The following is a 24647-nucleotide window of genomic DNA, read 5'->3' as shown; positions in this document are numbered from 1 at the left end:
GAAAGCTGTCCTCTTCTTTATGCCAAAGGCCTTTTCATGACAATAGCAGAGGCCGGACAAATCCTGCTGAATTCCCTGCTGGCTTTTATTGCCGGAGGAACCAGGTTTCTTTCCACCCTGGTAAAGAAGAATTTTTCAAAATACCGGTCTGCGGTAGTGGTTAGTAAAAATAGCTCTTTAAGGCCATTACTAAAGCTGTGGGTAATCAACTCTTTGATCATCATTTCACCAATTCCCTTGTTCTTATACTCCTCTTTGACTGCAAGCGATCTTAGAAGTCCGTTCTTGTTATGGATCTCCACGCCAATAACGGCGACGGTTTCTTCAAATAACATGGCGGTTAGGAATTGAATATCCCTTTCATAAATATCTGCGGTAGGAAGGTTGTTTTCAAGAAGCAGGTCTTTCACTTCATCCAGATTTTTATGGGTTGCGGGTTTAATAATTAGATTCATAGCTAAAGGTTTAAGATTAATTGAAAAGGTTAAAAAGAAGTCCGAAAAGAATGGCGCCAGTCAGGGAAAAGGAGATGTAGAGCAAAAAGATCCTTCTCCTGGTCAATCCATATACTGCTACCATCGCCGGGAGGGTAGTGGTGGGTCCTGCAATAAGAAAGGAAAGCGCCGCCCCGGGGTCCATTCCCAGAGAGAGTAATCCGCTTACAAGAGGCAGGGCAGTAAGATTGCTGGTGTACGCAGGGATACCAATAAGGGTGGCAAGAAAGACAGAGGAATCACTGTTACCTCCCAGCCATTGTGCGATAAGGTCCTGAGGTACGTAAAAGGTGATAAGGGCATTCACAAAAAATGCGAGAGCCATAAATTTAAATACCATGATTGTAGCCTTACGGGTTTCCCTCAATAATTTACTTTGGAAGTGATCTTTCGCAGGGGCAGTATCACAGGTGGTCTCTGCACAACCTTTAGAAGCCTGTGTTTCCGGTTGTCCTTCTTCAGCTTTGGCAGGTGCACAACAGGAAGAAAGGTAGGGACCAGGACCGGTGGTTACCAAAGCGGGTTGAAAAACCGCATTTCCGGGGAACCATGACAACCTGCCTAAGAAAGAGCTCAGGTTTAGCTTTATAATATTAGTTTTCACGCTTTTTTCCGAAGTTCTCAGCACCTCATTTCCCACCAGGCCTCTCTGCATAGCGAAGTGGGTAAAATATCCTGCGAAAAGGCTGATGGTAAAGGTGGCGGCTAACCTCCATACAGAAAGGTTCCAGCCAATGGTGGCGGTGCTAAGAAAAAATATTTCAGGATCCATGGAAGGAGATGCGATCCAGAAGGCCATGACCGGGGCCAAGGGCACTCCTCCCATTAACAGGGACGCAATAATGGGTACTACCCCGCAGGAACAAAAAGGACTGAATGCCCCTACCAGGGTCGCCAGGAAAATGGCCATCAATGGCTTCCGGCTTAATGCCCTGTTGATGAATTTTGCCGCACCCGAGACCTGAACAGCTACCGCCAGCGGAATACTAATGACCAGGTAAGGCCAAATGTGAAGGAATGAATCAAATATGAATTCCAGGATCTTTATAATTGGTTCCATCTCTTGAAGTTTTTGAAGTTGTACTTGTTTTACATCAGGACGGAAAACCAAACAAAAAGACGCAGATTTTTTTCTTTTTTTCAGGGAAATCAAAGAATATCAGGCTTTTTTGGCCTCTTTGGTTTCTTGATTAATACCCATTTTATTCTTCATACCAAATTTTAAACACTACATTTCCGGCGAATGAAGAAGATTAGTTTCATTTCTGAACCTTCATTTATTCGATTAAAAAACCGAACAGAAAACCTGTTAATTACAAAAACCTATGAGAATTTCAGTAAAAGCAATCCCCGTTCATGAAGTCATGAATGATCTTGCCAATCAATGGCAGGTTCCCCTGGTGGAAAATTGCGGAGAAATGAGCCTGGAGTTACCCGAAGACCTGGGTAAGGGAAGGATCAAAGGCATGGGTTTTGAATCGGGCATTGGGATCATCAATTATGAATGTAAGTTCCACAGTGATTACGAGATCCTGTTCTCGGTCAAACAGAATCATCCCCTGAAATTCATTTTTAGTTCGGTAGGTAGTGTGAACCACGCATTTGAAGGAGATGGCGTGCTTCGGGAGATAAAAACCTATCAGAATGTCGTTGTTTCCAGTAGCGGGACCAAAGGACACTTACTACAGTTCAAGGCCGGGGAAAAAAATAATATTCTGAGTATTGAGATCGTACGATCTGTGTTCAGTAAAAGAAAGAACCATGATTTTTCAGATCTGGATCCCGTCCTGGGAGCCCTTTTTCGGGATGCAGCTGCGGTTAAAAATTTTGTCTATCAGGGGAATTACTGTATCAAAGCAGCAGATATTGTAGATGAAATTTACCGTAACAATTATGAAGGCATGTTACGCTCTGTGTTTATGGAAGGAAAGATCCTGGAAATGCTGGTTACGCAGATAAGACAGTACCAGGATGACCACAGAGAAGATGAGATGCCCCAAATGATAAGGACATCAGACATGGAAAAGGTGAAAATGGCAGCAGAGTTGATCAATGTTCAAATGGATAAGAACTTTTCTGTAGAACACCTTGCAAACGAGGTGGGCACCAATGTGAACAAATTGCAGGAAGGCTTTAAACAATTATACGGGCTCACAGTTAATAAATATGCGCAGGAGGTAAAACTAAAGGCGGCCCGGGAACTTCTTATAAGCTCAGAGTTGAGCGTGGCCGAGGTCGTTACCTCCATAGGATTGAACCATGCAAGTTATTTTTCAAGGATCTTCAGGGAAAAATACGGGATGAACCCGGGCTTCTTTCAGAAGCCCGGGTAACCTGTTAAAAACCCGCACCTGTTGGTGCGGGTTTAAAAAATGCTTATCTAACTAAAAGATTACTCCCAGAGTTATTTCCCGGGCCGCAACCTATATTCATCTATAGGAAGTTCTACCCCTTCGGCAATTGAAACAAACCAGATGTAACCGCTTCCAAGTTTGGCTGCCTCAAAGTCTGATGTTTCTTCACCATACATGGTTTGGTCAATGGAGGCGGTATAAAGAAGGCGACCCTTGTCCAGCAATTCAAAATCTACGCTAAGCATACCCATAGAATCGCTGTCATTGACCATTCTAAAGGTGTACCAGCCTGCTTCTTCAACAGGATAACCGTCAACCGTCAAAACTTCCCCGGTCTTCACCACATCTACAACAAAATAAATGAACGGGTACGCAAGAGCAGGATAGTATAAGGAATTGGTATAGGTAAAGGCAGCACCTTCATCATACATAGCCGGGTCAAGGTAAATATCAAGCTCATGAATGAATCCTGAAGACGGCCAGCTGGAACTCCACAGGTCTTCATCGAAAGTGGCAGGGGCACTGGATTCAAATTCTGCACTCCAGTATTCATTACAGGTGCCGTTCATTACCGTGGCAAAACCCTGACCTGCAGATGGAGCAAGATCACTGCTTTTGCGGGTTTGAAGTTCGATGCTGCCGCACCAGCCCCAAAATCCTTCTATACTGCTGTCTGCCCAGGGGTGCAGGTCATGATTGAAGCCCTGGTGATAGGTAGGAAATTCTGCATTCACCCTGGCATCCAATACCATTTCTTCCTCTGCAATTTGCTCTGTCTCGCATGAGAACAAGAAGGTAAGCAGCAGGAGGCTGCAGATCATACCTGCAAAATTGTGGTTGGTTGTTGATTTAAAATTTCTCATATCATAAAATATTTAATTGGTTACACGAGAATATTCCATAACAACAGAGAAAAGTCAGGCCAATTTGGGAACTGTGCCAGATCAATCCGGCGGCATTTTAGGAGGAGCTTACAGGGAGAGGAAAAGGAAAAGAAATCTTCCTTTATGGTATTAGAAACATGAAGTTAAACAAATATGATTTCAAATAAAAATTAATATTCATGTTTTCAGGGAGTTATGGTATTTTTTAGCCGTTAATCGGTTTTCTTCGGAAAAAGAAAATGTCCATGACGACAGGTTTTGACCGGCTGAATTTCTTAATTTGGAAAAGAGCGGCTTTAGGGATGGCCTTTCAGCCGGAATTTAAACCAACAAACCAACAAACTATGAATATAATTTACCTGCATGGCCTCGATAGTAAACTGAGCCCTGAGAAAAAATCGGTCCTGGAACAATTCGGGAATGTGTATGCTCCCGATGTCAATTACTATGAAGATCGCGATGCCATACAAACTATTCTTGATTATTATCCCAATTTGGAGATCGATGCAGTGATTGGAAGCAGCATGGGAGGTTTTGCCGGGTATCACGTGGCCAATGCTCTCGACAAGCCTGCTCTGTTGTTCAATCCGGCGGTGAAGAAAAGGTCTGTCCATCAGAATATACCTTCTCTGAATTCCTTCAACAGATTGAAACAGATCGTTATCGGGCAGGTGGATGAAGTAGTGATCCCCCGTGACACGCTGGAATTTCTGCTGGAGGATTTCAATCCCGTGACTGATCTTCGCCTGCACCTGGTCCCCGGATTGGGCCACAATATCCCGGTAGAATTCTTTAAAGAGGAGGTGAGCTCCTTTTTTGCAAACACCTGCTTTAACCGGAAGATTAACAACCAAGTATAAACGTAACACCCCTTCCAGGAAGCAGAAGTTTAATTAAAATCCTGCCGATGTTAGAGATTAAGAGGCCTTCTGCTGCTGCACATGCTTCTTTTTTGTTAAATTTGTGTTATGAAAATTGGTTTTTGTGTATTCCTGGGGGCAATATTTCTTTTTACGTCCTGTAAACAGGAAGAGCTTTCAGAAATACCTCCCCCTCCGGTAGAACCGGGTTCTCCTGCTTTTTATTATGAGCAGGGCCTGGAGACTTCAGACCTGGATGAGAAACTCAGATTGTATGAGACAGGTCTTGGTGAGGTTAAGAGCAGGAGGGACAGTAATCTGGTAGCTCTCCTGGAAGGAAAGGTATATGTCCTAATGAGGCGGGGGGAATATGACCTGGCCGAAAAATGGACAGATAGTCTCATTAAAGCAGCCCATCTTCAACAAGATACTTTTTTTCTGGCCAAAGCTTATTACCGGAAATCCATTCTGCGAAAATTCGGAAACGACCCTATAGGTAATTTCAGGAATGCCTTTATCTCCCGCCAATTGCATCTTCAGGCGGGAGACAGCTCATTCGCCGCCCGGCGCACCATGGAAATGGCCGAAGCCCAGCTTGACATGGCCGATTATGCCGGTAGCCAGGAATCGGCGACCGAAGCAATAAAATATCTGGACAATGAAAGAGATTCCATTTTTATTAGTTCAGCATATAATCTTATTGGTCTGGCCTATCTGTATCAGGACTTCCACGAGGATGCGATTAAAGAGTACCAGAATGCACTGAGATATTCGGCAAGGCCACAAGATAGCCTTACATTCTTACATAATATCGCCATTGCCTATAAAAATAACGGGAATTATGATGCCGCCCTTCCGATCTTGGAAAAAATAGCCGTTTCAGATGTACCCAGCCCGGGGGCCAAAAGCCGTTACCTGGATAATCTAGCCTTTACCCGCTGGTTGAAAGATCCTTCGGCCCGGGTTGACTCTCTTTTTTTTGAAGCACTTGAAACGAAAAAAGAGCTGAACGATATGGAAGGGCTTTATAACAGTTATCACCATCTGGCTTCCTACTATGAGGATAAGGATAAACAAAAAGCAATTCAGTTTGCTAAACAGAGCCTTGAAGCAGCCAGGAAAAACTCCAGTCCTTCCGGAGAGGTATCGGTTCTAAAAAAACTTATTGATCTTATCGAAGGCCCCGGGGAAAAAGAATATGTAGACCGCTATATTTTTCTTCATGACAGCCTTGACGAGGCTAACCTTAAGGCTAAATATCATTTTGCCAAGATAAGGTTCGATGAGCAGCGAAAGCAGCAGGAGATAAATTCCCTTGAAAAAGAGAATTTCCTGCAAACATTAAAGACCGAGCGCCTGCAAACCCGAAACCTGGTGATTTCGCTTCTGGGATTATTGATCCTGTTTGTAGCAGGAGCCCTGCTATATTATTTCAGGCAGAGGAGCAGGAAGGAAAAGATACGGGAAATTTACCTCACCGAAAGCCGCATCTCCAAGCGCATCCATGATGAACTGGCCAATGATGTGTATAACCTCATGAGCAGACTGGAAAGTGGAGTTTCGGAAGGTACGGTAGACGAATTGGAACACATCTATCACCGCACCCGTGATATCTCCAGAGAAAACAGTGAAATAGAGACCGGGAAGGACTTTATACAAGGTCTTGTTTCAAACCTCAAGCTTAATACCGGGGGAGCTAAACTTATTTTGAGGGGAGAAACCATCGTAGCCTGGGATAAGATCCCTGAAGAAAAGAAGATCGTTATATACAGGGTTTTACAGGAGTTAATGATCAATATGAAGAAACATAGTAAGGCAAAACTTGTTGCGATCGTCTTTTCCAGGACCGGACAGGGGCTGGAGATCACTTTTACAGACAACGGGGAAGGCAGTGATCCCGAAGCCATGTTTAATGGGAACGGACTAAAGAACGTAAAGAACAGGGTGGCCTCTGTGAACGGAAAGATCGAACTGGAATCTGCAAAAGGGAAAGGCTTCAAAGCCAAGATACGTATTCCGGTTTAGACCCCTTCACTATTGTTAGGTTTCACATATTAATGAAATGCACATAAAAAACCCTCCCTCGCATTTTGTAAGGAAGGGGATGATCATGTTTTTATGTTCCTGATCCCGAAAAACCCGGGTATACTTCAGGAAATTAATCTAAAGGAACATATCCAAACCGCTGGCCACCAACAGATATACCGGCCATAGCACCTCCTTTAGGAATGGTAACTATTGCCACCCCGTCCTGGAACTCTACACTCTTGGATATCCCCTGATCAAGGATCACTGCCGAGGCATTGGCAGAAAGCTCAAAAGTTTCCTGTTTAAAATCATCCATGGCACTCTGTGTCTGGAAGAATATTACCTCTACAAAGGCTTTTCCTCCTAACTGGAATCCTACATCTACCTGCTTTAGATCGGCATAGCCAATATGTCTTCCGTTTTCAAAGACGACCCCGTTCCCTGAAGCTCCTCCTATCACGTAGGCTCCTTTCCCAACGTTGGGAAAAATGACATAACCTTGTGAAGTGTTAAAGAGTTCAGCAACATTGGGATATTCCCGCTCGATCATATTCTTCTCCTGGCGGGCATCTGTCATCAGGTCATCGCCCGATTTTTTGGTAGAACCGCAGCTTGCCAGAACAAGCACCAGCAGCAGGAGTAATGATTTGTAAAAAAATGGTTTAAATTTCATAACTATGGTTTTTGGTTATCTGTATTAAATTACCACCATTAGTGGAGTTTTGCCGTTAAAGGATTGTTATATAATGAGCTGTGAAAGAAGGGGCTGGAACATTTATTTCCTGCGACATTTTATGTCGTTGCGATTCCATACATTTAATCGGTAACCAAAAAACTTCAGGTATATGTCCGGTAAAATAAGTCTTCAGCGTCACCGCGCCATCATCTCCAAACTCAGGAGGAGTCCGTTGAACTTTGACCAGCTCCAGGATTATTTACAACTGCAGAGCGATATTTCCGGAGACAGACTTACCTGCTCCCTGCGCACCTTTCAGCGCGACATGGAGCAGATAAATATCCTCTATCATATTGAGATCAAATACAATCCCTCCCAAAAAGTATATGAGATCGTATATGACGAAAATGAGGATCATAATGAACGGCTTATGGAGGCCTTCGAGGTTTACAACGCCCTGAACATTGCCAACACCTATTCCAACCAGGTGATCGTGGAAAAGCGGAAACCCCTGGGGACAGATCATTTATACGGACTCCTGCATGCCATAAAGAACCGGCTGCAGGTTTCTTTTGACTACGAAAAATACAGTGAAAATGACAGTCGCAGAAGGACCGTTGAACCCATTGCCATTAAGGAAGCCCGTAACCGCTGGTATCTCCTGGCGCGGGAAGCTGAGGGCATATCCGTCAAATCTTTCGGCCTGGACCGTATTTCGGAACTTGAGCTGAGCCACAGGAAATTTGAGGCTATAGAATATGATGTTGAAAAGGAATACAGGCATAGCTTTGGCATCATTAACGGGATAGACGTAAGTCCACAGAACATCGTACTTTCTTTTACACCCACAGAAGGCAAATACGTAAAGTCCCTGCCGCTCCATCATTCCCAGAAGCTGGTAAAAGAGACCACTAAAGAAACCGTCTTTTCTTATAATCTCATTCCCACCTATGACCTTAGAATGGAGATCCTGTCTTACGGGGATCAGGTAAAGGTGATAGAGCCGGAAAGCTTCCGGGAGGAGGTAAAGAAACAGCTCGAGGCAGCCCTTAAACTATACCGCTAATAATTTCATCGGAAATTATTTTACTTACGTCGATTTTTGTCGCTTTCCGTAAATAGTTTTGTAACAAATCTGAAGGTTATGACACTAATAAATAAAGAACATCCCTTGATGGATTTCCTCGCGGAGGTCCTGTTGGAAAAGGGATTTTCTCTAACGTATAAAGAATTTAATGGAGTACCGGCTTTGGCTGCTGCTTCAGAAGAATCGGTTAACCGACTCTATTTGTTTCTGAAGCCTGAAGAGGTAAAGGAAAAATTGAAAGGTTGGGTTCCTCGTCAGGAAAGCTTCCGGGTGATCATCCCGGTGCTCAGGACTGATGATGAATTGAAGGTGAGGGCTGAACTTAAAGAGGCCGGCCGGGATGGGGCAGAGGTTTACCGGCTTAATCTGGTTGAGCGATTCGCTTTTTACAGCCGCGGGTTTAAAAAAGAACAAGAATTACAACCGTTTCGGCACAACACTGTTTCTCCCATAGTGTAGGGGTTAAGGGAGTGAATAGTAGCCGGGACGGTTTTTTTTGGGTTCTGGCTTTGAGAAAGTAGAGAGGAAAGGATATAAAGTTGGAATTACGAAGGGGGAAGTACGAAATTCTGATGGAAATTTGAGCTTCTAAATGATAAGAATGAGCGCTAAATACCACTCAATTTTGAAATCTGAAGATAATTTTCCTTGCATCACTGCAAGAGATCCCTCCTTCGTCAGGCTTACAAAATGACCAAAGGTGTGTTCTGCGATCTTGGTAGCTCCTTTGCAATCTTTGCCTGAGATTCACGAATCCCCAATTAACGACTCACGAATCCCGAAACGTAAAATGCTAACCATCGGGAGATTGACTATATGAATGGTTTATGTTCTTTTTCCATTGATGAAAAACAACCAAAAAATCTTGTCTTCATTTTCTTTTCCACCTACGGGTCCCGAACTCGAAACTGAGGACGAATTACCTAAAATTTATAATTACCTGGCTGGAGATAAATAATTTCAGGATTAAAGATTAACCAATTTTCCAATCCCTAATAACCAATCCCTAATAATCAATCACGATTTCCGAATTAACGATTCCCGAATTAACGATCCCCGAAGTAACGATTAACCAATTAACCAATCTCCAATTCATCAATTACCGAATAAAACGTAAATTAGAAGTATCAAAAACAGAAAAATGAAAAAGTGGTATATCAATTTATGGTTTGTGTTGGGACTTCTTTTAGCGACTCCGGTAATTAAGGCCCAGGAAACGGAAGTAATGGTTAGGGTAAAATCAAAAGACGCGAAATTTATTGGCAGCTCGATAGGAGGAGCTAAGATCCTCATTAAAAATGCCGAAACGGGTGAACTGCTGGCCAGCGGGATGACCGAGGGAAGTACCGGGAACACAGAGCTTATCATGAAGCAGGCCCACAGTCGTGATCAAAGACTCACCGATGAAGCAACTGCAGGATTTTCTGCAAAACTGGACCTGGAAGAACCTGTATTTGTTACGGTAGAAGCGTACGCACCTTACAATAAAAAACAAGCCCGGGTAATGAGCAGCACTCAGCTGTGGCTGCTGCCGGGGAAGAACATCACCGGGGACGGACTAATTTTAGAAGTTCCCGGATTTGTAATAGATATTCTTTCCCCTCAGACTCATGAACGGATAGGTGAGGAGAACCAAATAGAAATAAAAGCCAATGTGGTAATGATGTGTGGTTGTCCCATCACCCCTGATGGGATCTGGGATGCAAATCAGTATGAAGTTAAAGCCATCCTCAGCCGTGATGGTTCAAAAGTCAGCGAACTGGAACTTAAAGCAGGGGAGAAGCCCAGCACTTTTTCTGCGGAAACCACGCTGGAAAAGGGGCTTTATGAACTGTTCATCTACGCTTACGATCCCGTCACCGGGAATACGGGGGTAGACAGGATGAATTTTATTGTGAATTAAAGGACAGAGGACAGAGGACAGTGTGCAGAAAAAGTTTTAAGTATGTAATTGGAAGGATAGTGTTTTCCCACCCATTCTGCGATCGTTGCAACTACTATATTATCGGGTAACTGTTTTTACCGTCTTTGCGAAGGAGTCCTGTGGCGACTGAAGCCTGCCTGCCGGCAGGCAGGCAATCTCCCCCTTCGGGAATTTATTTTTTTCTTTGAAGTCTGAACATGTGGTCTGCTAACCACCGGGAGATTGACTATATGAGTGGTTTATGTTCTTTTTCCATTGATGAAAAAGAACCCAAAAATCTAGTCTTCATTTTCTTTTTCACCGTTACGGTGAAAAAGACTAAAAAAAATGAAAACCTTCAGGGAAGGGACTATAATTTTTATTATTAAGAAAGGTGGATAGATGCATTCCTCTCCCTGCGGTCGTCGGATGCAGAACGTCTTTTCCACCTACGGGTCCCGAAGTCGAAACTGAATTACCTGGCTGGAGATAAATAATTTCAGAATTAAAGATTAACCAATCCCAAATTACCCAATTAACCAATCCCCGATTATCCAATTAACCATTACCCAATCACCTCAAAAAAATACTCCCAGATCATCACCATCGCCAGGGTGTCAAGCTCACAATACTTTAGGAGGGATTGTTTGATCGCCAGGCGTTCTTCCTCGGGCATGTCGGTGTATTGAAGTTTGCCGTAAGCGGTTAGTGCAGCGCCTCCATCTGCTATGCCTGTGAGGCCCGAGACCGTTTCCTCGATCTGTTCCTCATTCCAGTCTGCAAAGAGGGGAGGGAGCATCTTGTACGGATTCACCACCTTACCTTCTTCCATCTGTAGCCAAACATGATCCTGCTCAAAATTTTTAGAGGTGAGGCCAATGTCGCCAAGGGAACGGGAATATTTTTGTTGCAGTTGTGAGGAGGAATTCAGCACAGCGGGTAGTACGGCTTTGATGGAATTGGAGCCACCCATGTGGGGACTGTAATAATAATCCTTGACCACCCGGAACAAGTCGATCATGTTGCGTTCGCCGCACCAGGTTTCCGCATTGCTTTTGGTGGATTGGGTGATATGTTTGATGAATTCCTGCAGTTCCTTTTTGTCGGGTTCGCCAGATTCTTCCAGCTGCTGATAAATGGCATTTAAAATGCTGTTCTCATGCGGGGCATATCTAAAGATGCTGCCAGAATTTTTGGAGAGGCTTCTTTTCAGCTCCCGCACGAATTCAAAATTGGGGAATTTTCCGGGCTCGAAATTGATGTATTCGCTTTCGTGCTTTATGTTTCCTGCTTCGTCAACCGTATGATGGGAGAACTGGAATGCTATCTGTTCATAAGGTCTGCGGCCTTTGTTGAAGGGCAGGGCAGTGGCACTGGTCTCAAAGTCGATGAAGTTAAGCGGAAATTTCCAGCTTTTCATTTCCTCGCTGAGTTCCTCTTTCAGGATCACGGGGGAATCATCACCCGTTACCGCTTTTTCGATCTGTATCCACTGCCGCTCGGTGCGGGAGAGTTTCCCGGCTTCGGGTTTGTAACCAATGTCGTCATCGGTGAGGTCTTCCAGGAAGATCTTGTTTTCCTTTTCCAGTAGGCTGTTGCCCCTCCTGAAATCCCACACCTCAAAAGTGGAAGGTCTGCTGAAGTCACTTTCGCTCCAACGGTGCTGACTGCTCCAGCATTCCCTGAAGCCCGACTTCTTTCCTTCTGCCAGTTCCTCTTCCGTAGCTTTGAATTCACAGCCTTTGCAGGTGGAGTAGGTGACAGGGGAGTTGAATAATTTATCGGTTTCATAATGCTCTGAAAAGACCTTTATGCTTTGCTGCAGGTCCAGGTCTTCATAACAAAGATGCTTGCCGGTTTCTATTTCATCCAGGATCGTGTCTATGTTTATCGTACCAAGCACGCTACCGCCAATCTCCTCCAGGCTGTTCACCTTTTTTGTAATTCCGGTGCGGTTGCCGGCGGTTTTGTTGATCCTGAACAGCTGATTAAGCCCTTCCACAGGAGCCTCTTTGCTTTTATCGGCCAGCATCAGGTAAGATCTTATCTTCCAGTCAGGATGACATTTTTGGATCACATACCGCTGAAAAGCCACATCAAATAAATAGGGTTTCCAGCCGGCGACTAAGCCGCCCTTTTTTCCCACCAGCAGGTGCTCATCTGCGGGATCAAAAGATTTCGCCTTCACTTCAATGAGCTGGACATCATTCCCCCGTTTCACCAGGATATCGGTACGAATGAAAAGATTCTCGAACTTAAAAGCTGCCTCAAAGATCACCACGTTCTCCCGTTGCAGTAGTTCCTCTGTTTGTCGTGCCAGCAGGTCGTAGTTCCAGTCGTTGTCTTCTATGAGGATTCCATCGGGATAATGAAGCCGCGCCAGTTCCTCCACCTGGAAGCCACCCTGGGCCAAAGCTTCCAGAAACGGATCTTCAAGCTTCCGGTTGGCGTACTCCCTCTTTTTGGTGTAAAAGAGCTTGTTGGGACATTCCAGAGCTTGTTTAAAACGGGATTTGGTGAGAAGACGTTGAGACATTGTATTTGTTTTATCTGACTAAGATAGTGAGAGGCGGCGACAAAAGGTGGCGTTTTAAATTCGCTGGCGCTTAATGTATATTGAATAATAGGTTTCCGCTTAAATCTTTCATTTCTGAGATCATGCTTTCCAATTCCTCCCGATGCCAAAGGTTTTTTCAGATTGACACCCAGGAGGAGTTTTTCAACGGTATCCATTTTACCAATTGGTGTCGATTTCTTCCTTACCGCTAAAGTAAATTACTTTTTCTCCGTAAAGGGGATCATAATAATGGCCACCTTCCTTGTAGTCGCTATTCCATATTTTCGTCCCATCTTCAATTCTGTACAGAAATGGTGAAAGATGAAGTCTTTCAAGATGCCATCTTCCTTCCTTTCCCGAGGGAATATCTTCGCCATCTCCATACAACATCAGACCACCGTCTGCAAAGACTTCATGGCCCGGATCTGTAGACTTGTATTCGTGGCTTACATTCATCACCTTATGACCTAGTTCATGAGCAACCGTTCCCCGTAAACGATCTGGCCGGGCAAGATTTGAAATGGTAATCACCCCGCGATAAGCACTGGGAATTGTATTGGAATAAGAATAGGTTGGAAAGGATAATCCTCCTGTACGTACAGATTTTACCGTCCAGTTACGACCTTCCGATACTTCCATAAAGGGAAAGAAAACATCCTGAAGCGTGATCAGATAGATTGTTCTTTCATTGCTCTCTTCAGGTTCAATTATACTTGTAAAGGCTTCTTTTGCATGCCCGGTGAGTTGAGAGGGATGACGCTTTGCATGTACATACATGTTTACATATTCTGTTTCCGGAATTCCAGGTACCTCGTTTGCCTGAATTGAAAAATATTCAGGATTCACCTCGCCGGTCTTTACAAACAATAAGTTAATTTGTACACCGGTTGGTTGGAAAATTTCTTTAGCGTTCCGTATACTTTCCATCATCTGCGCCAGTGTCACCTTATGGAATGCCGTATCTAGATTGGAAGGAAAGTAAACTCCAACGTCCATCGTTAGTTTACCAACTTCCAAATCCTTATTAAAGGATCTAATATCAATAGTATCTACTTTTTTCCAGACGACCCGTTCTGTTATTTTATTAGATTCTTTAGCTTCTTTTATAGGATCAGAACAACTATAGACCATAAGAATTAATAGGAGTAGAGTAAAATTTTGCATAATTAGCACATGTAGGTGAAGGATCGAAATTACAATAATCCTCTAATTCTCTAACAATAATTGCAAGCTTATGCATAGGATTATTACCAATGTTTTTTCCACGATTAACTTCCGGCATGGCTTCAGCCGCATCGTAGGAGGCATTCATAATGCGGGCATTCTGCAACCATACCGAGATAACATTCTTCGTGCTCTTATTTTTCGGCTTAGTGATCTTTGTGTGAAACCTTTGGTTCATATCTCATCACTCATCAATCATCACTACATTATTCCTTATCTTGTAATAACTCAAAACAACAAAATGCCGGTAATCAAATTAGAAACCCATATAAAAGCGAACATTCAGATCGTATTTGATCTGGCCAGAAGTATTGACTTTCAGACAAAGGCGGTGACCTCCTCCAACGAAAAAGCGGTGGCAGGAAAAACCAGCGGATTAATAGGCTTAAATGAAACGGTCACCTACCGGGGGAAACATCTTGGGGTGTCGCAACAGCTAACTTCCAGGGTTACAGAATTTGACGGGCCTAACTTCTTTGCCGATGAAATGGAGAAAGGTGCTTTTAAGAGTATGAGGCATGAACATTATTTCTCCACTTCCGGAGAAGAAACAATTATGAAGGATGTCTTCAAATTTGAAGCGCCGTTGGGCATTTTAGGTAGCCTTGCAAATAAACTTTTCCTGGAAGCTTATATGACCAATTTTCTAAAGGGACGTAACAAGACGCTCAAAGAATATGCAGAAAGTGGTAAGTGGCGGGAAGTGTTGCCGGGAAACCCTGAATTATAGGTTCGGAAAGGAATAATGTATATTGTATATTGTTTAGCGAATTCCCGATCAGTTTCTGAAGAATTTCAGAATCTTGTTTGGAAAGCTGCACCAGCCGTTCAAGACTGAAGATCTTTTTTTGTCTTCCGTAGGAATTTCTTCAGGGGAGGGCTGAGATTCGGTAGCTCTAAAAGTATCCGGAGTCTGGGGGGTTTTAAAGAGTGATCTACGGAAATCAGCGAGATCTTTTTCAATGATCAATGAATAATGATGAATGATAAGTTTCATGACTGAACTTCTAACTTCTAACTTCGTATTTATTTTCCTGATCGTTTTTCCAGGTAATCTGTTAATGAGCCGAGTGTAGCGGTTTTTCCGTAATCTTCTTCCGGAATATCGATGCCCAGTTTCTCGTTAATGGCTACCAGGAACTGCAGGGCATCGAAAGAGTCAATATTGAGCGCTTCCCTGATGTTCTCATTGGGTTTGAGGGTAGAGGGATCTGTTTCGGGAGCTGCTTTTTTGAGTAGCTCAAAGATGGCCGTTTGTATTTCTTCGCGGGTCATAGGGTTTCGGGTTTTTGTAAGTGATCATTTAAAGCTTCCAGGAACCGGCTGCCGGTGAGGCCGTCTGTAGCCCTGTGGTCACCGGCCAGGGTGACATGAACTGCCGGGTGTATTCCCAGCATCCCGTCATGTACCAGCGCTTCATTCAATATGCTGCCGAAGCCTATGATGGCGACCTGTGGCGGATAGATCACCCCAAATACCTTATCAGCTCCATTCTCTCCAAGACTGGTAATGGTGATGGTGGATTCGCTTAACTCAGAACTGCGGAGCTTAAGGGCACGGGCACGGGTGATGAGGTCGTTGAGAGAGGCCATGATCTCCTCCGGACTTTTAGTGTCGGCATTCCTGATGGCCGGCACCAGCAATCCTCCCGCCCGCAGAGAGACCACAAAACCTATGTTGACCTCATTTTTAAGCTGCAGGCCATTGTCCCATACCGCGTTGAGTTGTGGGGCACTGTCTATGGCTTTGGCTACGGCTTTGATAAACAGGACAGCCGGTAACAACCTCGCGGAGATCTCTCGTTGGCGGTTGGTTTCTTTTAACCAGGTCATCGCCGCCTGCATGTCTATCTTTTTTTCCAGGTAATAATGCGGAATATCCCGGTTGGACCTGCTCATGGCAGCGGCCACTGCAGCTCGAATGTTTTCCTGTGGGCTAGTTTTCATCACAGGGGTAGGTGCTTCCGCCTTTTCCGCGGTCTCTGTTAAGGGTGCAGGTGCCCGAAGCATGGTTGGTTCAGGTTCCTGCTCTTTTTCAATGGTTTTTGTCACGGGGGCAGGTCCCAAAGTTTCTTTAGTTTCGGGGACTGGCTCTTTTTTCACGGGCATAGCTTTTTCCACATCAGCTTTCGTGATCGCACCGCCTTCCCCGGTGCCAGTGAGGGTAGAAAGATCTATACCATTCTTTTCGGCGATGCTTCGGGCCAGGGGGGATGCTTTGATCCTGTGTTTCTCTTCGGAAAGTTGTTCTTCTGAAGGTTTTTCTTCTGAAATACCTGCCGTTTGCGAAGGTACCGTACTTTCTGCAGGTTGCTCTTTTTCCTGAATGGGATGTAAACCGGGCACTTGTTCAGGAGTCTTTTCTGAGGTCTCACCGGCAGTTCCTTCAGGCCTGATGTTTGCCATAGGGGTACCCACCGGCACCTTATCTCCTTCGGCTATGAGGTAATCTTCCAGGATCCCCGCTTCAAAGACCTCTATCTCAATAAGGCCTTTCTGGGTTTCTACTTCGGCAAGGATATCCCCCGGCTTCAGCAGGTCACCGGGTTTTTTTCTCCATTCTACCAGGGTACCTGCTTCCATATCTGCTCCAAGGCTGGGCATTAAAAACTCTGTCATGGTCCAAGTATTTGGTTCACTGCATTCACGATATCTTCCACCTGCGGCACAGAGGCATTTTCCAGGTGCAGGGGATAGGGGATAGGCACCTCGACCCCGCCCAATCTTTTTACGGGCGCATCCAGTTCATAAAAGGCCTTTTCCATGATGCGGGAGCTCACTTCCGAAGAAATATTGACAGACCTCCAGGCTTCCTCCACCAGCAAAGCCCGATGGGTTTTGGTGACCGACTCTAAAAAGCAGTCTTCATCCAAAGGCCGCAGTACCCGAAGGTCAATAACTTCAGCATCTATACCCTGTTCCGAAAGTTGCTTTGCAGCCTCGAGACATTTATAGACCCCGATCCCGTAGGTGATGATAGAAATATCTTTGCCCTCCCGCCGAACCTTAGCCCGGGAAATATCGGTCGGGCCGGCATCGGCGGGGATTTCGCCTTCCATATTGAGCATGGAGGTATATTCAAAGATGAGCACCGGATCCTGACTTTGCAGGGCGCTGTGTAGCATACCTCGCGCGTCTTCATGGGTGCCTACAGAAACCACCACCAGCCCGGGAATATGCGCGTATAAAGGTTCCCAGCTGTGGGAATGTTGGGCAGCGAGCTGTTTTCCTATCCCTGCGCTCATGCGGATCACCACAGGCACATTGAGCTGTCCGCCCGACATATGTAGCCAGGTGGCTGCGTTGTTCACGATCTGGTCCATAGGCAGCAGTGCGAAATTGACGGTCATAACCTCCACAATAGGTTTGAGTCCTGCCAGCGAGGCACCAATCCCTGCCCCTACAAATCCGGCTTCAGAAAGGGGCACATCCATTATGCGGTCTTCCCCGAATTCCTTCAACAAGCCTTTGCTTACCGCAAAAGCTCCCCCGTAGCGGCCCACATCTTCCCCCATAAGGAAAACCCGCTCATCATTTTGAAGGGCTTCCCTTATCCCGGCTTTCAGGGCTTCGCGATAGGTTATTTTGATCATGTCACTCATGATGCCGGCTTTTCGGTATAGACAAATCTGGTGAGCTCTTCTTTGGGTTCCCAGGTTCCGGCTTCGGCAAAATCTACTGCATTCTCAATTTCAGCCTTTACCTTTTCTTCCATTTCCCTGAGCTGCGCTTCGTTTATCAGGTTTTCCTTCAGCAGATATTCACGGAACTTTGGAATGGGATCGCGTTGCTTCCATTCTTCCACCTCGGTTTTATCCCGGTACAATTCCGCATCAAACATTGAATGTGCCCTGAAACGGTAGGTGTTGCATACCAGCAAATAAGGTTCACCCGAGCTTCTTACCTGTTGCACAGCTTTATTGGCTGCCTCCATCACCTTTTGGAGATCCATCCCGTCTACGGCAACAGATTCAATTCCGTAGGCTGGACCTTTTTTTTCTATTTCCCGAACTGAATGAGAATAACGCAAGGCAGTACCCATGGCATACAGGTTATTTTCGCAAACAAAGAGGATGGGTACCTTCCAGAGGGCAGCCAGGTTCATGGTCTCATGGAAAACACCTTCTGCTGCGGCACCTTCACCGAAAAAGCAAACAGTAATATTATCTTTTTTCAACCTTTTGGAAGCAAGGGCCATGCCCGTGGCCAGGGGGAGATGACCGCCCACGATAGCACTTCCGCCAAAGAAATTCTTTTCCTTGTCAAAAATGTGCATCGAGCCGCCCCGACCCCTGCTGCAGCCTTCCTGTTTCCCATACATCTCGGCCATGATGCTCCCGGTGTCTAGCCCCCGGGCAAGGGCATGGGCGTGTTCCCTATAGGTGGCCAGTACATTATCGTCTGGGCTCAATGCCTGAATGACCCCCGTGGCTACGGCTTCTTCTCCGACATACAAATGGAGAAACCCCCTTATTTTTTCTTTGGTATACAACTCGGCGCTCTTCTCCTCGAATTTTCTCATTAGAAGCATCTGGTAGAGTAGATCTTCGGGATGTGGACTGTTTTGTTTTTCCATGATTAGTTTTGTTCAAGAGTGGAGGTATCCCCTTCGGGTAAGCCCAATTCGCGGGCCTTTAATAACCGGCGCAAGATCTTTCCGCTGCGGGTCTTGGGTACACTGGAAACAAATTCAATTTCCTTGGGGGCTACTGCAGGTCCCAGATTTTTTCGTGCAAATCCTGTAATATCCAGCTTCATGTCCTCTGTGGGTTCCTTGCCCGGTTTAAGAACGATAAAAGCCTTGACCAGCTCCCCGATTGAGGGCTCGGGTTTGCCTATAACAGCCGCTTCAGCTATTGCAGGATGCCTCATCAGGGTGCTTTCAACCTCAAAAGGGCCTACCATGTGACCGCTGGTTTTTATAATATCATCTGCCCTTCCAATAAACCAGAAATACCCGTCGGCATCCTGTTTGGCCAGGTCACCGGTAAGGTACCAGTCTCCTGCAAAACATTTTTTAAAGCGTTCTTCTTCATGCAGGTAGGCCCGGAACAGGGATGGAAATCCTTTTTTCAAGACCAGGTGACCCTGTTTTCCCGGATATTCAATGAGCTTGAATCCCTCTTCGGTCACATCGGCCAGGGCGGCTTCTATTCCTGGAAGGGGTTTGCCCATGGAGCCGGGCCTTACCTCCATCGAGGGGTAATTGGCGATCATTATTCCGCCGGTTTCGGTTTGCCACCAGTTATCGAGAATGGGAATTCCGAAGCTGCGTTCCCCCCACAGCACCGCCTCGGCACTCAGGGGCTCCCCCACGCTCAAAATGACCCGCAAAGAATCCAGGTTGAATTTTTCAAGGGGCTTAATATCCATTCGCATCAGTCTCCTGACAGCCGTGGGAGCAGTATACCAGATATTTACTTTTTGTTCTTGGAGAATGGAATACCATCGCATGGCATCAAACTCCTCCTGATCTATAATGGAAGTCACTCCGTTAACCAGGGGCGCTATTATTCCGTAGGAAGTACCCGTAACCCAACCGGGATCTGCCGTGCACCAGAAGATATCTCCGGGATGGAAATCCAGAACATATTTTCCGGTTATATAATGGGTGTGTACGGCTTTGTGCACATGTAGGGCGCCTTTGGGCATGCCGGTAGTACCGCTGGTAAAATGTAGAAGGGCAGGATCTTCCGGCCCGGTAGTCGGTATTTCAAAATCTGGTGACGCCTCCTTCATCAGTCGGGACCAGGAAAGGACTTTGTCAGAACGATGTTCCTCCAGGTCACTCAGGATTATATACTGCAGGGACGGGAGCCTGTCTTCCAGTTGATTTACCGTTCTCTCATAAATTGCCGAAGTGGTGACCAGGATCTTTGCTTCCCCTTTGTGAAGCCGCTGAAAAACAGGTTCGGGCCCGAACACCGAGAAGAGCGGACAAAATACTGCGGTAGCCTTCAAACTCCCCAGGGCAGTGATATATAAAGCGGGAATCCTGCCGGCAAGGGAAAAAACGGTTTCCCCTTTTTGAATCCCCAGGTTAGAAAGAACATTGGCAAACCTGGAAGATTCTTCCTTTAATTGCAAATAAGTAAATTCCTGCCGGCTACGGTCTTTCTGAATGAACCGAAAGGCGATGACATCTCTTAGAACTCCGGTGGCATGACGGTCAACCGCCAGGTGAGCGATATTATGTTCATATCCAGCTTCACCAAACCCCAGTTCTTTTTCTACAGTATCCCAGGAAAAGGAGCTCCGTTTACTGTCGTAATCCACCAGGTTGTAGTCTGCGTTATTTCCTGTAGAACTCATTGCCTTTTTTTAAATTCAACAATCATTTCAAATTGATGTGGGGGCTGTGCTACAATTAAAGTTGTTACCGGGCTTACCGGAATTCGGAAACCGGGATATTTTTTTTCTGAAGGTTTATTCGAACCTTCTCCAGGCAGGAATGGGGGGAACTTCAGCTATTTAAATTAGCCGACCCGGGGGAGGGATACAATGATATTTGTCATTGCAGGAAGTATTACAGGGAGCAGGTTAGGAATTATTACCTGTTCGCAGGAAAAATTCGGTGGTTAATGTACATTTCATAAAATTCAAGTAAACTTGTAACATTTTACAAAGGAAACTAACTAATCATTAATTCAAACATTAACCTAAAGCACACTTTATGAAAATCATTAAATCATTATTCGCGGCGATGTTGTTGTTGATCGTGGCGCCGTCATCGGCTCAAACTGCAGATGAGATCATTGCTAATTACATAGAGAACACAGGAGGAGAGAAGGCATGGGAAGATCTTAAAGCTACCAAGATGATCGCTTCTGTAAACCAGGGAGGAATGGAAATTCCGGTGACCGTTTATAACACCAAGGACGGAAAATTGGCGGTGGTGGTAAACCTGCAGGGACAGGAAATCACCCAAATGGCATATGACGGGACTACTCTTTGGAATACCAACTTTATGACCATGAAACCTGAAAAAAGCAATGAGGAACTGACTAAGAACATGGCTTTGAATAAAAATGACTTTCCTTCGGCTTTAACCAATATCGAAGAAAATGGATATGAGGTAGAACTTGTGGGAACCGAGACAAAAGAAGGAACCGAGACCTTTAAAATAAAAGTTACCCAGGAGCCGGTAATGGTTAATGGTAAAGAAGTGCCGAGCATCAACTACTACTATTTTGAGAAAGAGAATTTTGTACCTATTATTTTGGAAAGTACACAGGAGTCAGGTCAGCTGGTGACTGTTGGAATGAGTGACTACCAGGAAGTGGACGGACTTTATTTTCCGTTTGCGCTAAACCAGGGAGGACAGCCAATCGTGATCAAGGAAATTATTCTTAATCCTGAACTTGATGATTCTCTTTTCGCTTTTCCGACGGAATAAATAGTAACGCATAAATAAAATAGGGGTAGTTACATAAAGTAACTCCCCTTTTTTATATAATCCTCAGCATATGAAAAAAACAGTACTTACAGCTTGCTTTGCAATCGCCACAGCTCTTCCGGCCCTGTCACAGGAAAAAAATCTTTCCGGAAAAGAGCTTTTTGGAGACCTTAGCGCCCGTCACATCGGTCCGGCTTTAATGAGTGGACGAATTGTAGACCTTGAAGCCCATCCAATCAATGACCGTATTCTTTATGCGGGTACAGCCGGGGGTGGGGTCTGGAAAACAACCAACGGAGGAGCAACCTTTTCACCCATTTTTGATGAACATGCGCAATCAATAGGCGCTGTGGTAATTGATCCTACAGACCCCGATAAGACGGTTTGGGTGGGTACCGGAGAGATCTGGACCCGTAATTCCGTGAGCCTGGGTGACGGACTCTACAAGTCTACTGATGGCGGTACGACCTGGGCAAAGAAAGGTTTTGAAAATTCTGAAAGGATAAGCAGTATTGTGATCAATCCTGAAAATCCGGAAGAAATGTACGTGGGTGTCATGGGAGCCCTCTGGGGTGATAGTGAGGAGCGCGGTATCTTTAAAAGTAACGATGGCGGGGAAACCTGGAAGAAGATCCTTTATACAGACCAGACAACGGGGGCTGCAGATCTCGTCATGGATCCATCAGATACTAACACACTGTACGCGTCTATGTGGAATTTCCGAAGAACTCCATGGGGTTTTAATTCCGGCGGAACGAGCAGTGCCTTGTACAAAAGTACAGATGCAGGCAAAACCTGGAGTAAGATCCACGATGGATTTCCTTCAGGAAAACTCGGAAGGATCACGGTAGCAATTGCGCCCTCGGCACCAAAAACCCTTTATGCTGCAGTTGAAACCGAAAAAGCTGAGACTAATGGGTTATACCGAAGTGATGACGCAGGAGCCACATGGAAGCACCTGAACAGCGATTTTGGGTTGACCGTACGTCCGTTTTATTTTGCCCGATTAGTGGTTGATCCCAAAAATCCTGAAGTAGTTGTAAAAGGCGGCTTGACAGGTTCGATCTCCCACGACGGCGGAAAGACCTTTAAAAACCTTGGCCCTCAACACGCCGATATTCATGATGTTTCCTTTGATATCAACAACAGCGACCGGATATACACAGCTACAGACGGCGGCGTTTACCGCAGCTGGGATGGGGGAGCAACCTTTGAAATAGTAGAAAATATCCCGGTTTCCCAGTTCTATCACGTCTCTGTTGACGATGCTGAGCCATACAATGTTTATGGCGGCTTACAGGACAATGGTTCGTGGTTTGGACCTTCTTCTTCCCCCGGCGGGATCGAAGCCCGTGACTGGGAACCCATTGGCGGGGGAGACGGCTTCCGGGTGCTAAAACATCCAACGAAAAATATTATTTATTCTGAAGCCCAGGGTGCGAATCCTGTGTGGAGATATGATGTAGCGAAAAAACAGGCCAAGGTCATTGCTCCCCTTCCGGAAGGAGATGAGGAATTGCGTTTCAACTGGAATGCGCCTATGGCAGTGAGTGCGCATCAACCCGACAGGTTTTATATGGGAAGCCAGTTCCTTCACAGATCTGAAGATATGGGAGATACCTGGACCAAAATTTCCCCTGACCTTACTACCAATGATCCTTCAAAGCAGGATAAGGAATCGGGAGGCTTGTCAAAAGACAAATCTGGTGCTGAGACTCATACCACTATTTTTACCATTGCTGAATCGCCGCTGGATCAAAACCTGATCTGGGTAGGAACAGATGACGGCAACCTGCAGCTTACCCGTGATGGCGGAAAGACCTGGAACAATCTTGTGAAAAACGTTCCCAATCTTCCGGCAAACAGCTGGGTCTCTCATATTGAAACCAGTGTACATAACCCCGGTACTGCTTATGCCGTCTTTGACAGGCATGCTGTGGGTGATATGAAGCCATATGTCTACAAAACTTCTGACTTTGGGGTGACCTGGAAATCTATCACCACAGATGAGATCAATGGTTACGCCCGTAATATCCAGGAGGATTATGAAAAGGAAAATTTACTCTTTTTGGGTACCGAGATGGGCTTGTATATTACGGTAGATGGAGGAAAGCACTGGGCTCATTTCACCAATAACCTTCCGCCGGTGGCAATTCCATTTATTGAATTGCATAAAAAGACCTCAGACCTTGTTCTGGGAACACACGGTCGCGGCGTGATCATCCTGGATGATATTTCCCCGCTTCGCCAAATCAACAATGAAGTGCTTCAGAAGGACCTGCATTTCTTTGACACTCCTGCAGGAATTATCAAGGAGGAAAGGAACTTTGGTGGTGCGAGCAGTGAAACCCAGTTTGTGGGAGCAAATCCTGGTTCACAGGCGAGGATCATTTATTTTCTGAATAAAAGGCACACCTTCGGAAAGATGTCACTTGATATCCTGGATGAGAATGGAAATATAGTTGCCAGTCCGTCTCCCGGGAAATCAAAAGGTTTAAATATTGTGAATTGGAATTATCTTCAAAAGACTCCAAAAGTGGCTGTGGGTAAGGTGCCTTCCTTTGTAATGGCTCCCCGTGTTTTGGCCGGAGATTATAAAGTAGTGATCAATAAAGGAAAGGAACAGTACGAACACAAGATAAGTGTGAAAAATGATCCTTCTTCAAACGTTACTGCTGAAGAGCGGGAAGAAAACAGAAAGCTTACTTTTCGCCTTTTTGAGGCCGTAGAAGATCTTGCATATTTGGGATATAAAATCGATTCTTATGTAAAAGCTTTGGAGAAATCTGATTCTAAGAACGCCGGGAAAATGACTGCTGAATTGACGCAACTCAAATCAAAACTTGTGGTAACCACTGGTGACAGGTATGTGCAGGAAGCAGAAGATGAGTTAAGGGAAAAACTGAGTGATCTTTACAACCAGGTTGCTGGTAGCTTTGATAAACCGGCCCCGGTACAGTATACCAATACTGCAGAATATGAAAAGCAGCTGGAGCAAGCCTGGGCAGATTTTCAAAAGATCGAGAAGAAATATGCTTCAAAAGTAAATAGTGAGCTGGAGAAGGCAGAAAAAAAGCAGGTAGAACTTAAATCAAAAGAAGAGTTTGTAACAGAATAACTCAAATTAACAAGAAATAAAAACAGCCACAAGAGCAGTCGCCCTTGTGGCTGTTTTTATTTCTGCA

The 24647-nt window shown here is 45.2% G+C and carries 21 protein-coding genes; 9 read left to right on the top strand and 12 right to left on the bottom strand.

Going from position 1 to position 24647, the window contains the following annotated elements:
• Nucleotides 1–17: 17 nt before the first annotated feature.
• Both arsN2 and ACFSTG_RS10655 read right to left on the bottom strand, forming a co-directional pair.
• A complete protein-coding gene (gene arsN2, locus ACFSTG_RS10660) occupies nucleotides 18–455 on the bottom strand; it encodes an arsenic resistance N-acetyltransferase ArsN2 (RefSeq protein WP_380752318.1) in 438 nt (145 codons plus the stop codon).
• Nucleotides 456–471: 16 nt separating this feature from the next.
• Nucleotides 472–1554, bottom strand: a complete 1083-nt coding sequence (locus ACFSTG_RS10655; RefSeq protein WP_380752315.1) for a permease — start codon at nucleotides 1552–1554, stop codon at nucleotides 472–474.
• 265 nt (nucleotides 1555–1819) lie between these two features.
• On the opposite strand from ACFSTG_RS10655, the gene ACFSTG_RS10650 reads away from it, so the two are divergent.
• A complete protein-coding gene (locus ACFSTG_RS10650) occupies nucleotides 1820–2827 on the top strand; it encodes a helix-turn-helix domain-containing protein (protein WP_380752312.1) in 1008 nt (335 codons plus the stop codon).
• Nucleotides 2828–2898: 71 nt separating this feature from the next.
• Here the strand turns inward: ACFSTG_RS10650 and ACFSTG_RS10645 are convergent, their stop codons facing one another.
• Entirely contained in the window at nucleotides 2899–3711 is an 813-nt protein-coding gene (locus ACFSTG_RS10645; protein WP_380752309.1) for a hypothetical protein, read from the bottom strand.
• A gap of 365 nt (nucleotides 3712–4076) precedes the next feature.
• Between ACFSTG_RS10645 and ACFSTG_RS10640 the strand changes: the two genes are divergently transcribed.
• On the top strand, nucleotides 4077–4592 hold the full coding sequence (locus tag ACFSTG_RS10640; protein ID WP_380752306.1) for a YqiA/YcfP family alpha/beta fold hydrolase: 516 nt from the start codon (nucleotides 4077–4079) through the stop codon (nucleotides 4590–4592).
• Between the two features lie 108 nt (nucleotides 4593–4700).
• Entirely contained in the window at nucleotides 4701–6617 is a 1917-nt protein-coding gene (locus ACFSTG_RS10635) for a tetratricopeptide repeat-containing sensor histidine kinase (RefSeq protein ID WP_380752303.1), read from the top strand.
• A 133-nt stretch (nucleotides 6618–6750) separates the two neighbouring features.
• Here the strand turns inward: ACFSTG_RS10635 and ACFSTG_RS10630 are convergent, their stop codons facing one another.
• Nucleotides 6751–7293: a lipid-binding SYLF domain-containing protein gene (locus ACFSTG_RS10630; RefSeq protein WP_380752300.1), complete on the bottom strand. Its 543-nt coding sequence runs from the start codon at nucleotides 7291–7293 to the stop codon at nucleotides 6751–6753.
• A 172-nt stretch (nucleotides 7294–7465) separates the two neighbouring features.
• Here ACFSTG_RS10630 and ACFSTG_RS10625 point away from each other — a divergent pair, with 172 nt between their 5' ends.
• The 3 genes from ACFSTG_RS10625 (at nucleotide 7466) to ACFSTG_RS10615 (ending at nucleotide 10286) form a co-directional block, all read left to right on the top strand.
• On the top strand, nucleotides 7466–8362 hold the full coding sequence (locus ACFSTG_RS10625) for a helix-turn-helix transcriptional regulator (protein WP_380752297.1): 897 nt from the start codon (nucleotides 7466–7468) through the stop codon (nucleotides 8360–8362).
• A 78-nt stretch (nucleotides 8363–8440) separates the two neighbouring features.
• Nucleotides 8441–8842 carry a hypothetical protein gene (locus ACFSTG_RS10620; protein WP_380752294.1) on the top strand — a complete coding sequence of 134 codons (402 nt, stop codon included), beginning with the start codon at nucleotides 8441–8443 and terminating at the stop codon, nucleotides 8840–8842.
• Nucleotides 8843–9524: 682 nt separating this feature from the next.
• Nucleotides 9525–10286 carry a hypothetical protein gene (locus ACFSTG_RS10615; protein ID WP_380752291.1) on the top strand — a complete coding sequence of 254 codons (762 nt, stop codon included), beginning with the start codon at nucleotides 9525–9527 and terminating at the stop codon, nucleotides 10284–10286.
• Nucleotides 10287–10851: 565 nt separating this feature from the next.
• On the opposite strand, the gene ACFSTG_RS10610 is transcribed toward ACFSTG_RS10615, so the two are convergent.
• Nucleotides 10852–12822 carry a DUF2779 domain-containing protein gene (locus ACFSTG_RS10610; protein WP_380752289.1) on the bottom strand — a complete coding sequence of 657 codons (1971 nt, stop codon included), beginning with the start codon at nucleotides 12820–12822 and terminating at the stop codon, nucleotides 10852–10854.
• A gap of 198 nt (nucleotides 12823–13020) precedes the next feature.
• Nucleotides 13021–14007 carry an ImmA/IrrE family metallo-endopeptidase gene (locus tag ACFSTG_RS10605; protein ID WP_380752286.1) on the bottom strand — a complete coding sequence of 329 codons (987 nt, stop codon included), beginning with the start codon at nucleotides 14005–14007 and terminating at the stop codon, nucleotides 13021–13023.
• 70 nt (nucleotides 14008–14077) lie between these two features.
• Here ACFSTG_RS10605 and ACFSTG_RS10600 point away from each other — a divergent pair, with 70 nt between their 5' ends.
• The gene (locus ACFSTG_RS10600) at nucleotides 14078–14797 is read left to right on the top strand and encodes an SRPBCC family protein (protein ID WP_380752283.1); all 720 of its coding nucleotides are present in this window, start codon (nucleotides 14078–14080) and stop codon (nucleotides 14795–14797) included.
• Between the two features lie 48 nt (nucleotides 14798–14845).
• On the opposite strand, the gene ACFSTG_RS10595 is transcribed toward ACFSTG_RS10600, so the two are convergent.
• The 6 genes from ACFSTG_RS10595 to acsA are packed head-to-tail and all read right to left on the bottom strand — an operon-like array spanning nucleotide 14846 to nucleotide 20378.
• Nucleotides 14846–15064: a hypothetical protein gene (locus ACFSTG_RS10595; RefSeq protein ID WP_380752280.1), complete on the bottom strand. Its 219-nt coding sequence runs from the start codon at nucleotides 15062–15064 to the stop codon at nucleotides 14846–14848.
• A 29-nt stretch (nucleotides 15065–15093) separates the two neighbouring features.
• The gene (locus ACFSTG_RS10590) at nucleotides 15094–15342 is read right to left on the bottom strand and encodes an acyl carrier protein (protein ID WP_380752277.1); all 249 of its coding nucleotides are present in this window, start codon (nucleotides 15340–15342) and stop codon (nucleotides 15094–15096) included.
• Nucleotides 15339–16685 carry a dihydrolipoamide acetyltransferase family protein gene (locus ACFSTG_RS10585; RefSeq protein WP_380752274.1) on the bottom strand — a complete coding sequence of 449 codons (1347 nt, stop codon included), beginning with the start codon at nucleotides 16683–16685 and terminating at the stop codon, nucleotides 15339–15341. The genes ACFSTG_RS10590 and ACFSTG_RS10585 overlap by 4 nt, the downstream gene beginning before the upstream one ends.
• Complete coding sequence (locus tag ACFSTG_RS10580; protein ID WP_380752272.1) at nucleotides 16682–17668, bottom strand: alpha-ketoacid dehydrogenase subunit beta; 987 nt, start codon at nucleotides 17666–17668, stop codon at nucleotides 16682–16684. The genes ACFSTG_RS10585 and ACFSTG_RS10580 overlap by 4 nt, the downstream gene beginning before the upstream one ends.
• Nucleotides 17665–18642 carry a pyruvate dehydrogenase (acetyl-transferring) E1 component subunit alpha gene (pdhA, locus tag ACFSTG_RS10575; protein ID WP_380752269.1) on the bottom strand — a complete coding sequence of 326 codons (978 nt, stop codon included), beginning with the start codon at nucleotides 18640–18642 and terminating at the stop codon, nucleotides 17665–17667. The genes ACFSTG_RS10580 and pdhA overlap by 4 nt, the downstream gene beginning before the upstream one ends.
• A gap of 2 nt (nucleotides 18643–18644) precedes the next feature.
• Nucleotides 18645–20378 (bottom strand): acetate--CoA ligase, encoded by a 1734-nt coding sequence (gene acsA / locus ACFSTG_RS10570; RefSeq protein ID WP_380752266.1) that lies wholly within the window; start codon nucleotides 20376–20378, stop codon nucleotides 18645–18647.
• A gap of 361 nt (nucleotides 20379–20739) precedes the next feature.
• Between acsA and ACFSTG_RS10565 the strand changes: the two genes are divergently transcribed.
• Both ACFSTG_RS10565 and ACFSTG_RS10560 read left to right on the top strand, forming a co-directional pair.
• Nucleotides 20740–21462: an outer membrane lipoprotein-sorting protein gene (locus tag ACFSTG_RS10565; protein WP_380752263.1), complete on the top strand. Its 723-nt coding sequence runs from the start codon at nucleotides 20740–20742 to the stop codon at nucleotides 21460–21462.
• A 70-nt stretch (nucleotides 21463–21532) separates the two neighbouring features.
• Entirely contained in the window at nucleotides 21533–24580 is a 3048-nt protein-coding gene (locus ACFSTG_RS10560; RefSeq protein WP_380752260.1) for a VPS10 domain-containing protein, read from the top strand.
• Nucleotides 24581–24647: the final 67 nt, after the last annotated feature.

It is taken from the genome of Salinimicrobium flavum (genome assembly GCF_042684505.1).
Lineage (GTDB): Bacteria > Bacteroidota > Bacteroidia > Flavobacteriales > Flavobacteriaceae > Salinimicrobium > Salinimicrobium flavum.
This window is presented reverse-complemented; position numbering and strand designations above follow the sequence as displayed.